This is a genomic window from Streptomyces sp. NPDC001443, assembly GCF_053597355.1.
In genome coordinates this window covers 95,700-110,104 of the sequence record NZ_JBSFIA010000014.1, presented here as the reverse complement: position 1 = coordinate 110,104, position 14,405 = coordinate 95,700, and the positions used below count along the sequence as shown (strand labels likewise).

Below are 14,405 nucleotides of genomic sequence, written 5' to 3'. Positions count from 1 at the left end.
GCTGCTTCGCGCTGTGCCGGCCGCCCCATGGCGGCCGGGCGCTCCATCCTCACAGACCCCCGTGCGGGGTCTGGCCAGCGGTTCTGCTCAGTGAGCGGCCTGGCCGCCCTCCGGCGGGGGGCCGAGGGTCGGCATGCCGAGGTCGGCCCGGGACGGGGCGGTGTGGCAGGACGTCGTACGGCGTCGGTTCCGTACGACGAGGAAGCCGAGTCCGGCGGTCACGGCCAGGACCGCGAGCGCGGGCATCCAGAGCGCGCCGATCGCGGAGGTGACGCCGACGGAGGCGAGGGCGGCCAGGATCGGGCCCGCGCAGCACACTGCGCAGGCGGCGAGGGCGGCCGCGCCGGCGCCGAGCGTGCCCCAGGGCCGGGACGGACGGGGAGAGGGCGAGGCGGTCATGCGGGTGCTCCGAAGAGGCCGGCCAGCACCCCGGCGGCGGCCTGCGGGGCCCGCACCTCCAGCTGGAGATCGGTCGGGGTCAGGTGGAGGGTGAAGTCGAAGAACGCGCAGCAGCCCTGTTCCGCCGCGGCGAGCGCCGCGAGCTCGCCGGCGAGCTCGGCGCCGGCCGGGAAGGACAGCCGCAGGCCGTCGGGGATCTCCTCGCGGCGGTCGGCCTTGCCGACCAGGGCCCGCCACTGCTCGGTGCGCTCGCCCAGCTCGGCGCCGCCGAGCGTGCAGGCGACCGGGACGTCCCGCCACGGCTCGGCGGCCGGGGTGAGGCGGGTCGGCGACAGCTCCATCGGCACCGGCCCGGCCGCCGGGGTGCTGCCGGTGGTGCAGCCGCAATCCGGGCCGCACGCCCCTGCCGGGGCCGGGCCCGAGAGCGCAGCGTGGACGTGGGCCAGGTGGGCGGAGAACGCGCGCAGCCCGGCGATGCGGCCGTCCGTCTCGGTGATCCGGTCCGCGACCAGGGGCAGCATCCGCGCCCGCACCGACGCGCATACCCCCTCCTTACGGACGTCGAGGAGGTCGCGGATCTCCTCCAAGGCCAGGCCCAGCAGCTTGGCCGAGGCGATGAAGGCCAGGCGCTCCACCGCGTCCTCGCCGTACATCCGGTACCCGGACGAGGTCCGGCCGGCGGGCAGCAGCCCGGCGTCCTCGTAGAAGCGCAGCGTCGTGGCCGGAACACCGGAGCGCTCGGCGAGCTGCGAGATGCGGTAGGTCGTCACACCGCCGACGGTAAACCTTCCACCCGACTCGAAGGTCAAGGGCTGATTCTCAGGGCCGACCCCGCCGGGTGAGGTCTGGGAGTCCCGCGCGGTCGGCCGGCTGCCCCTCCAGGGGCCGGGTCTTCTCCTCGAGCCGGCGGCTACCACGGTCACGCCAGAAGGTGTTGATCATGCGGCTCCCGTCTGGTCCGCCGGCATGAGGGGCCAACGTACAAGCCGCAAGTGGCATCCTTCGGCAACGGGGCCGGGCTTGCTACTGGCCGAGGACGCAGCATTCCGACAAAGACGGTAGCGATTGTCAGGCTTGAAGACGACTCGGCATGTTTTGTTCGCAAGGGCATCGGCTACAAAGACGTTCCTCACCGTTGAGCCTGGTGTGCCGACGACGATGTCGGTGAGCAGTGCCGGAAGGAGATCTTCCTCGTAGGCCGGTACGGAGTGCTTTCGCATCGTGGGGACGAGGTGCTCGTCCCAGGGGGCGTCCTCGTCCTGCAGGTGCAGGGTGTCGGTGTCTTCTGGGGCGGTGGCGAGGTAGTCGGTGGTGCTCATCCGCCACGGGACGGCTGCCGGTGCGGCGTTGAGGAGGGCGCGTACGTGGGCCAGGCCGGCCTGGTCGAAGTCGGCGCGGACGGCGACGTTCCAGCCGGCCTGCGACAGGGCTGCGATCGCGTCGCATGCAGGTGAGCGACGTGGAGAACAGTGCTGCCGGCCGCCGTTCCGGCAGCGCTCACGTCATCAGCGGCGCAATGGGCTTGTCGGGGCCGGTCGTACGCGACCCGGCCGCAGGAATGACCTCCGAGCGGGCCATTCCTGCGATCAGGAGCGTCTGTCAGGGCTGGCCGTCGGCAGTGGGGAGGCCTACTCCGCCCAGGACGGTGAGGTCTGTGCGGTGCGGTGGGGACGACAGCAGCGCGAGGACTTCTGCGGGACTGGGGCCGTCGGCGCGCGACGGAGCGGCGAGGGCGGCCTGCGCACTGGCCTCGTCCTGCCAGACCTCGGTGACGTGCACCGTGTCCGGGTCTGCTGTGTCCTGGCTGATCAGGTAGATCTCGCAGCCGGGGAAGCTGTGCAGCCTGTCCGCGACCCTCAGCAGGACGGCGGCGAGTGCGCCGCCCTTGCCTGGGTGCGCGGTCATGGTCATCAGTCTGCCGATCATGTTCAGACCAAGGTGGTGATGCAGAACGGGTGGCCGGCGGGGTCCAGCAGGACCCTCCATCGGTCGGGCTGGGGCTGGGTCGGGGGCTCGACAGCACCCAGAGCCAGCAGGTGAGCCTGCGCGGACTCCAGGTCGTCGACGCCCAGTTCGATGTGGGCCTGCTTCTCCTGGGAAGGGTCCGGCCAGGTGGGGCGCCTGTAGTCGGCCAGCCGGTTGAACCCCAGTCCGGCCGAGCCCTCCTTGCCGAGCAGGATGAAGTCGTCGCTGGAGTAGGCGACGGGCAGGCCGAGGGCCTCGCCGTAGAAGCGGGCCATTTCGGCGGGGTCCGGGCAGTCGAAGGTGACGGCCGCGTAGCGGATCGCGGGTGCGGACGTGTTTCCGGTACTCATGGGGAAGACGCTATGACGGGACCAGGACAGATTCGGTCCTGGTCATGCGGGACACTTCACGATGTGATCAGCACATCCGCCCGCCTGCTGAGACTGGTCTCACTGCTGTCCGCACGCCCGTCGTGGACCTGCGGCGAACTGGCCGACCACATGGCGGTGACCGAGCGCACGGTGCGGCGGGACGTCGCCCGGCTTCGGGAACTCGGCTACGGAGTCGAGTCCGATCCCGGGCCATGGGGCGGTTACCGCCTCCGCGCCGGATCCCGGGTGCCGCCGCTGGTCCTCGATGACGAAGAGGCGCTCGCCGTGGCCGTCGGGCTGCGCGAGGCCGCGCTCAGCGGCGTTCTCGGCGGCGACCAGGCCGCGCTGTCCGCTCTGCTGAAACTGCGACAGGTTCTGCCAAGCCGGATCGCGGACCGGCTGGGCGAGATGGACGCCGCCTTTGTTCACACCACAAGGCCCGACGCGCCGCAGATCGCGCCCGGCATGCTGCTGGAACTGGCCGGCGCGTGCCGCCGGGCGGAGCGTTGCCGCCTGTCGTACCGAGACCGCGTGGGGAAGGCCACGGTCCGGGATGTCGACCCGTACCGCCTGGTGCACACGGGACGCCGTTGGTACTTCGTCGCACGGGACGTGACACGGGACGAGTGGCGTACCTTCCGCGCCGACAGGGTGGGCCAGATACAGCCGACCGGACGCCCGGTGGAGCTCGTCGACCCACCTGACCCGGCTCTGCTTGTCTCCCGCTCCATCGCGACCGGTGCCTACCCGCTCTACGTGACGATCCGCCTCCCGCTGCCCATGGACCAGGCGCTGCGGCTGATCCCGCAGACGGTCGGTACCCACCGCCCGGAAGGGCCCGACGCCACCGTCGTCGACATCGGCGGCCCCGACGCGGACGGGCTCGCCAGGTACCTCCTCAGCCTGGCCACACCACTGCGGGTCCTGTCACCGGACGACGTACGGCAGGCTCTGCTGCGCCGCACCCGGGAACTGTTCGAGGACAACGTGAACGGTCAGCCCCGGTAGAAGAGACACTGCACCGGGAACGAACACCGTCTGGCCGCCGAGGCAGTCACGGAGCGTCAAGGCGTATCCAGGGCCCCGCGTCGGGTCAGCAGCTCGGCAAGCTGAGCTTCGAGTTCGGCGACACGCTTGTCGAGGAAGCGGTTGTTCTCGCGTGCCCCCTTCAACCGGTCTTCCAGGCTTCGGCGCTCACCGGTGAGTTGCTGGATCTGGCGCTTGAGGGTGGTGTTCTCCGTCATCACGCGCTGGACGGCGTCCTTGGGGAGATCCTGTTCCAAGTCACGGATTCTGCCCAGGAGTTCGCCGATGCGATCACGCTGTGTGCGGACCTCTCCCAGTGCCGTCCTCAGCCCGTCCTCGGCGTTGAGTGCCCGTTCGCGCCATGAGGCCGTGAGGCGGGCGTCGGCGTCCTCGCGGTCTTGCTCACGGCAGGCGACACTTCGAGTGGACGCTTGGGCGATGAGGTCCTTGGCCTGGGAGTTCTGGTAGAGGAACGTGCGGGAAACGCCAGCTTGACGGGCAACGGACGACCTCGCTGTCGATTCCCTACTCAGCGATCATTCGCGATTCCTAATTGGCAGCCGAGTCGTCGTGGGGTGCCGGGCGGCCAATCAGTGGAAGCCACAAGCGGCAGAGCCTTTTGAACCACACCCGGCACCCCTGGGTGGGTGAACCATACGAAGGGTTCGTCACATCCCGCAGAACAACGCAGGGAGACCTTTCCAACCTGATCAGCGAGCCTGCCCCGTACTGCTCGCATCGAGTGGCAGGCCACCTTCAAAAAAAGCGACTGAACAGGCGCCTGACCCACCATCGAGCCAACGCAGCGGCTGCCAGGCAGCGGCTTGCATCGGCTTTCGGAGGTGGTCGATCTCATTCGGTGGGTGCGCCTATCCCCCAAGCCAGGCCATGAAGCGCGTGCGCTCTTCACCGCACCGGCCGCTGCCGGAGATATGGGAGCTGTTCGGGGTGAAGGTGGAGCCATACGGCTCGGAGGTAAGCGTGCAAGCTTCCCGTACGGGCTGCAGAGCGTAGTAGCCGAATGCGGCCAGTCCCACGACCAGCAGGGCAATGAGCAAGGGGCGTCGGGCTATCGGGGAGGGCATGCTGGGATTCCATGATCGTCACATGCACAGGGCGCACTGAGGTCTTGCCAACCTGCCAGGTGAGGCCGGTAATTGGGCTGACAGACAGGTGAATCCCCTGGTAGATGGGTTTTCGACCAAGAAATCCATCTGCACCAGAGGCTTCCTATGCTTCTCTACCCGTCCGGCGTGGACGTGTCCAGTTCTGCCCTGCGTTTCTTGTCCGCCAAGCTCCGCCGGCGCCGCCGGGAGCTCGGTACCCGCTGGCGGCGCCTGAGTGCCGGCCGGCAGGTCCTGCTCACGCTCGCCCATCTCCGCAACGGCCACCCGTATGCCCAGCTCGCGGCCGGGTTCGGCATTGGGATCACGACCGCGTACCGGTACATCACCGAGGCCGTTGAGGTCCTGGCCGCTCTCGCGCCGACCCTTGAAGAGACGGTCCGGACAGCATCCTCGAAGGCGTTCGTGCTGCCGACGGGACCCTACTGCCGATCGACCGAATCGCCGCGGACCGGCCCTACTGCTTGGGGAAGCACAAGAGGCACGGAATGAACGTGCAGGTTCTCGCCGATCCCTTCGGCCGGCTGCTGTGGGCGTCACCAGCGTTGCCCGGCGCCGTCCACGACGTCCGCGCAGCTCGCGAACACGGCATCGTCGACGCCCTCGCCGGGGACGGCATCACGTGCTGGGCCGATAAGGGCTACCGGGGTGCCGGCGGCACGGTCCGTACCCCGTGCTGGGGGCGGTGGGAGACCCTTTCCACTGGTCAGCAGGCGGTGAACCGGTCTCACGCGAAGATCCGTGCCCTCGTCGAGCAAGCCATGGCCACCCTCAAGTCTTGGCGGCTCCTTCGCAAGCTCCGGTGCTCGACCACCCGGATCACCTGCTTCGTCCAGGCCGTCCTTATCCTGCGTTTGGCCAGGTCAGACCGATGATGGAAAAGCCTCACCGAGCCCGCTCCGGCCGTCTCTGCGGTCCCGGGGCGGGTCGTGGCGTACTGCCGTGTCTCGTCAGCCGACCAGAAGGCCGGCTTGGATCGGCAGGTGTCACGGGTGGTGGACGGGGCGAACGGGCTGGGCCTGGCCGTCGCCGAGGTCGTCACCGAGGTCGGCTCGGGGCTGGACGGGCGGCGCCGCAAGCTGCACCGCCTGCTGTCCGACCCGCAGGCGGCTGTGATCGTGGTCGAGCATCGGGACCGGCCGGCCCGGTTCGGCGTCGAGCATCTGGAGGCCGTCCTGTCTGCGTCCGGGCGGCGCCTGGTCGTCCTGGACCCCACGGAGACTGTCGATGATCTGGTGCGCGACGTCACCGAGGTGCTGACCTCGATGTGCGCCCGCCTGTACGGGCGTCGCTCGGCGAAGAGCCGGGCCGCTCGCGCGGTGGCCGTGGCGACCGCCGAGGACGCCGGGTGAAGAAGTTCCGGCCGCAGCCCGGGTTCGTGGTGCAGGCGTTCCGGTTCGCGCTGGACCCCAATGCCGTCCAGGAGCGGTCGCCGCGTTCGCACTGCGGCGCGGCCCGCGCGGCGTACAACTGGGCTGTCGGCTGGGTTGAAGCGTCGTGGTGGCAGCGCCGCGCGGAGGAGTCCTACGGCATCGGTGAGGCCGGGCTGACGCAGTGGCGGCCGTGGTCGCTGCCCTCCCTGCGCAAGGCGTTCAACGCCGCCAAGCGCACCGACCCTCGGTTCGCCGCCTGGTGGGAGGCCAACTCCAAGGAGGCGTACTCCACCGGCCTGGCGAACGCCGCCGCAGCGTTCGACAACTACGCGAAGTCCAAGCGCGGACAGCGCAGAGGCAAGCGAGTCGGTATGCCGCGTTTCAAGTGGAAGCGGAAGGCACGCCTGTCCTGCCGGTTCACCACCGGCACCATCCGCGTCGACACCGACGGCCGGCACGTCACCCTGCCCCGGCTCGGCGCGATCCGCACCCACGAGCCCACCGGCAGCCTCCTGGCCCGGGTGCAGGCCGGGACGGCACGCATCCTGTCCGCGACCGTCCGGCACGAACGCGGACGCTGATTCGTTGTCCTTCCAGACCGAAATGAAGCGCGACCTCGAACGCGCGGCGCGCCCGGACACGGCGGTCGGGATCGATCTCGGGGTGAAGAGCCTCGCGGTGATGGCCGACAGCACGGGCGAGATCCGCACCGTGCCCAACCCGGCCCACTACGACCGGGCGCTCAAGCAGCTGCGCCGCGCCTGCCGCATCGTGTCCCGCCGCCAGGGCCCTGACCGGCGCACCGGCCGGCAGCCGTCGAAGCGCTGGGAGAAGGCCGACGCCGCCCGCAACCGGATCCACCACCGGGTGGCGAACCTGCGCGTCGATGCCCTGCACAAGCTGACCACCGCCGTGGCAGCCGAGTACGGCACGGTCGTGGTCGAGGACCTCAACGTCGCCGGGATGCTCCGCAACCGGCGCCTGGCCCGCCGGATCGCCGATGCCGGATTCGGCGAGATCCGCCGACAGCTCGCCTACAAGACCCGTCAGCGGCATGCGACGCGCCTTCTCGTCGCGGACCGCTGGTATCCCTCCCCCAAGACCTGCTCCGGGTGCGGCGCGGTGAAAGCCAAGCTGCCGCTGCATGTCCGGACCTACGCATGCGAGGCCTGCGGCCTGGTCCTGGACCGGGACGCGGGCGCCGCACGCAACCTCGCCGCGCTCGCGGCAGCCTGCACGACTGGTACCGGAGTGGCCGGAGACCAGGACACCGCCCGGCGGTGTCGAAGCCTCGTGGAGCCGACCGTAAGACCCGCGCCGCCCGCCCCCGCCGCAAGGCCGGGACGGGGCGGGCAGGTAGCGCAACCCTGCCGCCACAGCGGCAGACGGAAACGAGAGACCGTCCTCAAACCGAGCCCCTGACGCTCAGGTGAGGTGACGGACCATCCGGACCGAAATACCCGGAATGCCGAGACCTGACTACGGTCTCGGCAACGGTCCTCACGACTTGTCGGGCGGGGCGGTGCTCTGTCGCTCCACCAGATGCGTGGCCAGCTCGATGCGCTGGGCACCCTTACCGGATCCATCCTGGTTGAACAGCATGCGCGACGCCTCCTCGGCCATCTGGCGAAGTGGCTGGTGCACCGTGGTCAGCGGCGGGCTTGACCACTGCGCGAGCGGCACGTCGTCGTAGCCGACCACCGACAGGTCTTGCGGTACGCGCAGTCCTTTGAGCCGGGCGGCCTCGAGCACGCCGAGCGCCTGGAGATCGCTGCCCGCGAAGATCGCCGTCGGCCGGTCCGGTTCGTCCAGCAGGCTCATCGCGTGCTCGAAGCCGTCCTGCACATGGAAGTCGCCGAACCGTATCAGCCGCGGGTCCACGTCCAAGGCCGCCATCGCCAGGGCGGAGCGATAGCCGTCGAGGCGGGCGCGTGAGCACAGCATGTCCTTGGGTCCGGTGATGATCGCGACCCGCTCGTGGTTCAGTGCCGTGAGATGCCGGGTGGCCGCAAGACCGCCGGCCCAGTTCGCCGAGCCCACCGATGGCACATCGGGGTCGGGGTCGCCTGCGGGGTCGACGACCACGAAGGGAATGGCCGCTGACCTGAGCTGCCGTTTGACGTCCTGCGGAAGCGTGGAGAAGACCAGGACGACGCCCAGCGGCCTTCTTTGCAGCACTCCTTCGAGCCATTCCGGCCCAGGCGTATGCCGCGTGCCGCTCACGGTGAGCACCACCGTCGCACGGTTCTCCCTCGCGACCTGCTCCACCCCCTTGATCAGCTCCATCGCCCAGATGCTGTCCAGCTCGTGGAACACGAGTTCAACAAGCCCGGGCCGAGGTGCCATCCGGGGGCGGCGGCGGTAGCCGTGGACCTCCAGCAGCCGTTCGACCTTGGCCCGGGTCGCACGGGACACGTCGGCACGGCTGTTGAGGACCTTCGAAACTGTCGGAAGCGAGACGCCCGCAAGTTTCGCGACCTCAGCCAGGGTCACCCGGCCGTTCGTCTCCTCGTCATTGCCCATGTGTGCAGGGTATAGGCACCGTCGCCGGTAACGGTTCAGACGCGTGCATGCATGACTGTTGACCGAGTTCTCGGGGCTGACCTAATGTCCCCACCGCAGAGACTTTCGGTAATGAGGCCGAAACTTTCGAAAGGCGAACGATGAAGACACGCGCACGCTTGCCCAGACTGGTCGCCTGCGGTGCGACGCTTGCCCTGGCGTTGCCCCTGTCCGCCTGCGGCGCCGGCAACGGCCAGGCGTCGTCGGACGACGGCAAGATCCATGTTCTGGTCTACGGGGACGCCAGCAACAAGGTTGAGAAGCAGATAGTCAGCACGTTCAACAAGACGTCCAAGGTCAAGGCTGTCCTCGACACCATCCCCGGTGCCGACTACCAGCAGAAGCTCCAGACGATCATCAACACCCCGCAGGCGCCGGACATCTTCTTCAACTGGGGCGGCGGCAGCATCCAGCCGTTCGTCAAGGCCGACCTGCTGCTGCCGCTGGACGACTTCATCAAGAAGAACCCGGATCTGGACAACAAGTTCCTCCCGTCGGTCTTCAACAGCGCCGTGGTCGACGGCAAGCCCTACGGCGTGCCGATGCGCGGCACCCAGCCCGTCCTGCTGTTCAACAACAAGAAGGTCCTCGACCAGGCGGGAATCAAGCCGCCCCAGACCTGGGACGAGCTGCTCGTCGCGGTCAAGAAGCTCAAGGCCGAAGGCGTCACGCCCATCGCCCTGGGCGGCGGTGACAGATGGCCGACCCTCATGTGGTTCGAGTACCTCTACGACCGCGTCGCCGGACCGGGCCTGTTCCAGAAGGCCATCAAGGGCGACAAGTCGGTGTGGGAGAGCGCCGACAGCAAGAAGGCACTGAGCATGCTCAGGGACCTCGTCGACGCCGGCGCCTTCGGGAAGAACTACGACTCGGTGAAGTACACCAACGGCGCCTCACCGGCACTGCTGGCGTCCGGCAAGGCCGGCTTCGAGCTCATGGGCTCGTGGTACTACGCCCAGCAGCAGACGGACGCCAAGGACTTCGCGGCGAAGGACCTCGGCTACACCACGTTCCCGGCCATTTCCGGCGGCAAGGGCGACGCTGCGAACGTCGTCGGGAACACCAACAACTTCTACTCGGTGCTGAAGAAGACCAAGCACCCCGAAGCCGTCGCCGAGTTCCTGAAGCTCATGTACTCGGACGAGTTCGTGAAGGCGCAGCTGGCCATCGGCAACCTGCCGACGACCACGAACACCTCGTCCTTCCTGGACTCCTCGGCCAATCCCGACTACTCGCGCTTCCAGTACGACCTGGTCGCAAAGGCCCCCGCGTTCCAGCTGTCCTGGGACCAGGCGTACCCGCCGTCGGCCGGCACCCCGATCCAGCAGGCCGTGCAGCAGTTCTTCAACGGTCAGATCGACGCGGACGGCTTCATCAAGGCCATGCAAGCACTCCCGAACGAATGATCGGCTCATGACGACACAGATCACGAGCACCCAGCCCGCCGCCAGGTCCCGCAAGGAGGCCCGGCGGCGGCCGGCCGGCTCGTCCGCAGCAAACGTGGGAAGACCCGGCTTCACCTGGGCCCTGCCCGCCACCTTGTTCTTCGCTGTCTTCGCAATCGTTCCCCTGGTCATGGTTGCGGTGCTGTCCTTCATGAGCTGGAACGGGCTCGGATCGCCTCAGTTCGTCGGCACGGACAACTGGTCGCGGCTTCTGGACGACCCTGTGATGCTCAAGAGCATCTGGGTGACCCTGCTCCTGACGGCACTCGGCATCCTCATACAGACGCCGCTCAGCATCGTCCTGGGGGTCTGGGCCGCCGGCTACCAGCGCAATCGGGCCGTGCTGTCCGCCATCTACTTCGTCCCGCTGCTGCTGTCGGCCACCGCCGTGTCCGTCCTGTGGCGAGCGCTGCTCGACCCCAACTTCGGCATCCCCGCCGACGCCACCTGGCTCTTCGGCGACGGCAACCTGTTCGGCGAGCAGACCACGGCCATCGGGGTGCTGGCGTTCGTGAGCACCTGGCAGTTCACTCCCTTCCACACCCTGATCTACCAAGGTGCTGCCCGAGCCGTGCCACAGGTGCTCTACCAGGCCGCAGAGATCGACGGAGCAGGCCGCTACCGGCAGTTCTTCCACATCACGCTGCCGCAACTGCGCAACGCGATGATCACCTCGATGATCCTCATGACGGTCGGCGGTCTGACCACGTTCGAGACGGTCCTCATCCTCACCCAGGGAGGCCCCGGCACCGACACCACCATCAGCGCCTACTACATGTACGAAAAGGCCTTCAAGAGCTTCGATTTCGGTACCGGGTCCGCCATCGCCCTCACCCTGGTCCTCGCGTCGACCGTCATCTCGCTCATCGTCGTCCGCGTATCGGGCTACGACAAGATGCGCAGCTCCATGGAGGGTGTGTCATGAGGCGCCGTCCCAACTACCTGGCCGGCGTCGGCTCCGTCGTCTGGCTGTTCCTGGTCGGCCTGCCCCTGTACGTGATGCTCGCGGCGACCCTGCGCACCCGCGGCGACTACGCGCAGAACGGCCCGGTGTCGGTGCCTGACACCTTCACCTTCGACAACTACCTCAACGCCTTCGACTCAGGCTTCGGCCGATACTTCGTCAACACCATTGTCGTCACGGCAGCCGTGGTGGGCCTGGTGCTGGTACTGGTGCCGCCGCTGTCGTACGCCATCGTCCGCAGCCGCAGCAAAGTGACCTCTCTGGTCTTCCGCCTGTTCCTGCTGGGCCTTGCCATTCCGGCCCAGGCCGTCATCGTCCCGATGTTCTACCTCATCAGCCAAGCAGGGCTGTACGACAACCTGCTCGGCGTCATCCTGCCGACAGCCGCGTTCTGCCTGCCGATGTCGGCGCTGATCCTCAGCGGCGCCATGCGGGACATCTCGCCCGAACTGTTCGAGGCCATGGCCGTGGACGGTGCGACTCCGCGACGCATGTTCTTCCAGTTGGTCGTACCACTGTCCCGTGGGGGCCTGTCCACGATCACCGTGTTCTCCGCGCTCCAGGCATGGAACGGCTTCCTCTTCCCGCTCGTGCTGACCCAGTCCGACTCCACCAAGGTGATCACGCTGGGTCTGTACAACTTCCAGACCGAACACGGCATCGACATCCCCGGCCTCCTCGGAGCCGTGATGCTGTCCATGCTGCCCGTCCTGCTCGTCTACCTGTTCGCCCGTCGCGCCCTGGTCCAGGGCCTGATGGGCGTCGGAGGAAAGTGACCGCCCCGTGGCCGTAGAGACCTCCCCCCAAACCCCGCCCTGGAACGATGCGGCCCGCCCCCTCGCCGCCAGAGTCGCGTCCCTGATCGACGCGATGACTCTGGAGGAGAAGACGGCCCAGCTCTATGGCGTCTGGGTCGGCGCCTCCGCCCACGGTGGCGAAGTGGCTCCCCACCAGCACGACATGGAGGACCCTGTCGACCTCGACGCGCTGATGCCCACCGGACTGGGACAACTGACCCGGCCCTTCGGCACCGTGCCCGTCGACCCCGCGCTCGGGGCCCTTTCCCTTCAGCGCACCCAGGCCCGCATCGTCTCGGCCAACCGCTTCGGCATCCCCGCTCTCGCACACGAGGAATGCCTGGCCGGCTTCGCCGCCTGGGGAGCCACCCCTTACCCCGTCCCGCTGTCCTGGGGTGCCACATTCGATCCTCAGATCGTGCGGCGCATGGCCGAGACCATCGGCCGTGACATGCGCTCGGTCGGCATCCATCAGGGACTCGCGCCAGTCCTCGACGTGGTGCGCGACGCCCGCTGGGGCCGCGTGGAGGAGACGATCGGCGAGGACCCGTACCTCGTGGCCACCATCGGCACAGCGTACGTGCAAGGACTGGAGGCGGCAGGAATCGTCGCCACCCTCAAGCATTTCGTCGGCTACTCCGCCTCCCGCGCAGGACGCAACCTCGCTCCCTCGGCGATCGGACCCCGGGAACGGGCCGACATCCTGCTGCCCCCGTTCGAAATGGCCATACGCGAGGGCGGCGCCCGCTCCGTCATGCACGCCTACAACGACAACGACGGCGTACCCGCCGCCGCTGACAGGCGGCTGCTGACCGAACTGCTCCGGGACACCTGGGGCTTCGACGGCACCGTCGTGGCGGACTACTTCGGCATCGCGTTCCTCAAAACCCTGCACGGTGTCGCAGCAGACTGGGCCGGCGCCGCAAGCACGGCCCTCACAGCGGGCGTCGACGTCGAACTGCCCACCGTCAAGACGTTCGGTGAACCACTCGTCGAGGCGGTCAAGGACGGCCGCATCCCAGAGTCGCTCATCGACGGCGCCCTGAGCCGGGTCCTGCGCCAAAAGGCCCAGCTCGGCATGCTCGACCCGGACTGGAGTCCAGTGCCCGCCGCACTGAGCGGTGCCGACCTCGACGACCCCGACGCACTGCGCGGCAAGGTCGACCTGGATCCTGCCTCGAACCGCGAACTGGCCCGCGAAATAGCCGAGAAGGCGGTGGTCCTCCTCAGCAACGACGGCGTGCTGCCGCTGGCAGCGCCACGCCGCATCGCTCTGATCGGCCCCAACGCGGCAGAGGCCACAGCCGTCCTCGGCTGCTACTCCTTCCCGATGCACGTCGGCGTCCAGCACCCGGACATCCCCCTCGGGATCGACCTGCCCACCCTCCACGACACCCTTGCGGCCGAGTTCCCCGACACGGACATCACCCTCACCCGTGGCACCGGCATCGACGACGGAGACCTCTCCGGGATCGACGAGGCAGTAAACGCTGCCCGGAACGCAGACATCGTCATCGCGGTCCTCGGCGACCGCGCCGGCCTGTTCGGCCGTGGCACCAGCGGCGAAGGATGCGACGCGGAGTCACTCACCCTCCCCGGAGCCCAGCAGCACCTCCTCGACGCACTCCTCGACTCAGGCCGCCCGGTCGTCACCGTGCTGCTCGCAGGGCGGCCGTACGCCCTCGGCCGTGCCGTGGACGAGTCCGCGGCGATCGTGCAGTCCTTCTTCCCGGGAGCCGAAGGCACCCGCGCGATCGCCGGCATACTCAGCGGCCGCACCGATCCCTCGGGACGCCTGCCCGTCAGCGTGCCCCGGAGTCCCGGCGCCCAGCCGACCACCTACCTCGGCGCCCGCCTGGCCCAGGCCAGCGATGTCTCCAATATCGATCCGACCCCCGCGTTCGGCTTCGGCCACGGCCTCAGCTATACGACATTCGCCTGGAGCGATCTCACGGTTCAGACACAGCAGGCCTCAACAGAAGACGAGTTCACCCTCGACTTCACCATCCGCAACACAGGCGAACGGCCCGGCACCGAAGTCGTCCAGCTCTACCTCCACGACCCGGTCGCCTCCGTCGTCCAGCCGGTACAGCGCCTCATCGGCTACAGCCGAGTCCCCCTCGCACCGGGCGAAACCCGTCGCCTTCACATCACCGTTCCCGCCGACATCGCTTCCTTCACCGGCCATGACGGCTACCGCATCGTCGAACCAGGCGACCTGGAGCTCCGCCTGGCGTCATCGAGTACAGCCCCTCGCCTGACGGCGACCGTCACCCTGACCGGCCCAAGCCGCATCGTGGATGAGACACGCCGATTCCACGCCACCTTCGTCCAGAAATCCACCCACGAAGAATGACCTGGACTCGAACCGGATTCCCG

14 protein-coding genes and 2 pseudogenes are annotated in these 14,405 nt (G+C 68.5%); 9 read left to right on the top strand and 7 right to left on the bottom strand.

Going from position 1 to position 14,405, the window contains the following annotated elements; all coding sequences use genetic code 11:
- Positions 1 to 87 precede the first annotated feature (87 nt).
- The 5 genes from ACWC24_RS17355 to ACWC24_RS17335 form a co-directional block, all read right to left on the bottom strand.
- Entirely contained in the window at positions 88 to 399 is a 312-nt protein-coding gene (locus ACWC24_RS17355; RefSeq protein ID WP_450663668.1) for a hypothetical protein, read from the bottom strand.
- Positions 396 to 1,169 (bottom strand): heavy metal-responsive transcriptional regulator, encoded by a 774-nt coding sequence (locus ACWC24_RS17350; RefSeq protein ID WP_450663667.1) that lies wholly within the window; start codon positions 1,167 to 1,169, stop codon positions 396 to 398. Before ACWC24_RS17350 ends, ACWC24_RS17355 begins: the two co-directional genes overlap by 4 nt.
- Before the next feature lie 168 nt (positions 1,170 to 1,337).
- Complete coding sequence (locus tag ACWC24_RS17345; protein WP_450663709.1) at positions 1,338 to 1,835, bottom strand: DUF2399 domain-containing protein; 498 nt, start codon at positions 1,833 to 1,835, stop codon at positions 1,338 to 1,340.
- Positions 1,836 to 1,998: 163 nt separating this feature from the next.
- Positions 1,999 to 2,325: a putative quinol monooxygenase gene (locus tag ACWC24_RS17340; protein ID WP_274390247.1), complete on the bottom strand. Its 327-nt coding sequence runs from the start codon at positions 2,323 to 2,325 to the stop codon at positions 1,999 to 2,001.
- Positions 2,326 to 2,327: 2 nt separating this feature from the next.
- Positions 2,328 to 2,714 carry a VOC family protein gene (locus ACWC24_RS17335; RefSeq protein ID WP_450663666.1) on the bottom strand — a complete coding sequence of 129 codons (387 nt, stop codon included), beginning with the start codon at positions 2,712 to 2,714 and terminating at the stop codon, positions 2,328 to 2,330.
- 63 nt (positions 2,715 to 2,777) lie between these two features.
- Between ACWC24_RS17335 and ACWC24_RS17330 the strand changes: the two genes are divergently transcribed.
- Entirely contained in the window at positions 2,778 to 3,743 is a 966-nt protein-coding gene (locus tag ACWC24_RS17330; RefSeq protein WP_450663665.1) for a helix-turn-helix transcriptional regulator, read from the top strand.
- A 56-nt stretch (positions 3,744 to 3,799) separates the two neighbouring features.
- Here ACWC24_RS17330 and ACWC24_RS17325 read toward each other — a convergent pair whose 3' ends face one another.
- A complete protein-coding gene (locus ACWC24_RS17325) occupies positions 3,800 to 4,018 on the bottom strand; it encodes a hypothetical protein (RefSeq protein WP_450663664.1) in 219 nt (72 codons plus the stop codon).
- A 975-nt stretch (positions 4,019 to 4,993) separates the two neighbouring features.
- Between ACWC24_RS17325 and ACWC24_RS17320 the strand changes: the two are divergent.
- The 4 genes and pseudogenes from ACWC24_RS17320 to ACWC24_RS17305 all read left to right on the top strand — a co-directional run bounded on the left by ACWC24_RS17320 (position 4,994) and on the right by ACWC24_RS17305 (position 7,680).
- Positions 4,994 to 5,760, top strand: a pseudogene (locus ACWC24_RS17320) (transposase family protein).
- Between the two features lie 9 nt (positions 5,761 to 5,769).
- Positions 5,770 to 6,237: pseudogene (locus ACWC24_RS17315) on the top strand (IS607 family transposase); the annotation flags it as partial.
- Positions 6,234 to 6,839: a helix-turn-helix domain-containing protein gene (locus ACWC24_RS17310; protein WP_450663663.1), complete on the top strand. Its 606-nt coding sequence runs from the start codon at positions 6,234 to 6,236 to the stop codon at positions 6,837 to 6,839. The pseudogene ACWC24_RS17315 and the gene ACWC24_RS17310, both read left to right, overlap by 4 nt.
- A gap of 4 nt (positions 6,840 to 6,843) precedes the next feature.
- On the top strand, positions 6,844 to 7,680 hold the full coding sequence (locus ACWC24_RS17305; protein ID WP_450663662.1) for an RNA-guided endonuclease TnpB family protein: 837 nt from the start codon (positions 6,844 to 6,846) through the stop codon (positions 7,678 to 7,680).
- A gap of 78 nt (positions 7,681 to 7,758) precedes the next feature.
- On the opposite strand, the gene ACWC24_RS17300 is transcribed toward ACWC24_RS17305, so the two are convergent.
- Positions 7,759 to 8,781 (bottom strand): LacI family DNA-binding transcriptional regulator, encoded by a 1,023-nt coding sequence (locus ACWC24_RS17300; protein ID WP_450663661.1) that lies wholly within the window; start codon positions 8,779 to 8,781, stop codon positions 7,759 to 7,761.
- Positions 8,782 to 8,921: 140 nt separating this feature from the next.
- Here ACWC24_RS17300 and ACWC24_RS17295 point away from each other — a divergent pair, with 140 nt between their 5' ends.
- Genes ACWC24_RS17295 through ACWC24_RS17280 form a run of 4 tightly spaced genes read left to right on the top strand, consistent with a single transcriptional unit; the run spans position 8,922 to position 14,382 of the window.
- Entirely contained in the window at positions 8,922 to 10,226 is a 1,305-nt protein-coding gene (locus ACWC24_RS17295; RefSeq protein ID WP_450663660.1) for an ABC transporter substrate-binding protein, read from the top strand.
- 7 nt (positions 10,227 to 10,233) lie between these two features.
- Positions 10,234 to 11,190 carry a carbohydrate ABC transporter permease gene (locus ACWC24_RS17290; protein ID WP_450663659.1) on the top strand — a complete coding sequence of 319 codons (957 nt, stop codon included), beginning with the start codon at positions 10,234 to 10,236 and terminating at the stop codon, positions 11,188 to 11,190.
- On the top strand, positions 11,187 to 12,005 hold the full coding sequence (locus ACWC24_RS17285; protein WP_152895637.1) for a carbohydrate ABC transporter permease: 819 nt from the start codon (positions 11,187 to 11,189) through the stop codon (positions 12,003 to 12,005). The genes ACWC24_RS17290 and ACWC24_RS17285 overlap by 4 nt, the downstream gene beginning before the upstream one ends.
- Positions 12,006 to 12,012: 7 nt before the next feature.
- A complete protein-coding gene (locus ACWC24_RS17280; protein WP_450663658.1) occupies positions 12,013 to 14,382 on the top strand; it encodes a beta-xylosidase/alpha-l-arabinosidase in 2,370 nt (789 codons plus the stop codon).
- The last annotated feature ends 23 nt before the right edge of the window (positions 14,383 to 14,405 follow it).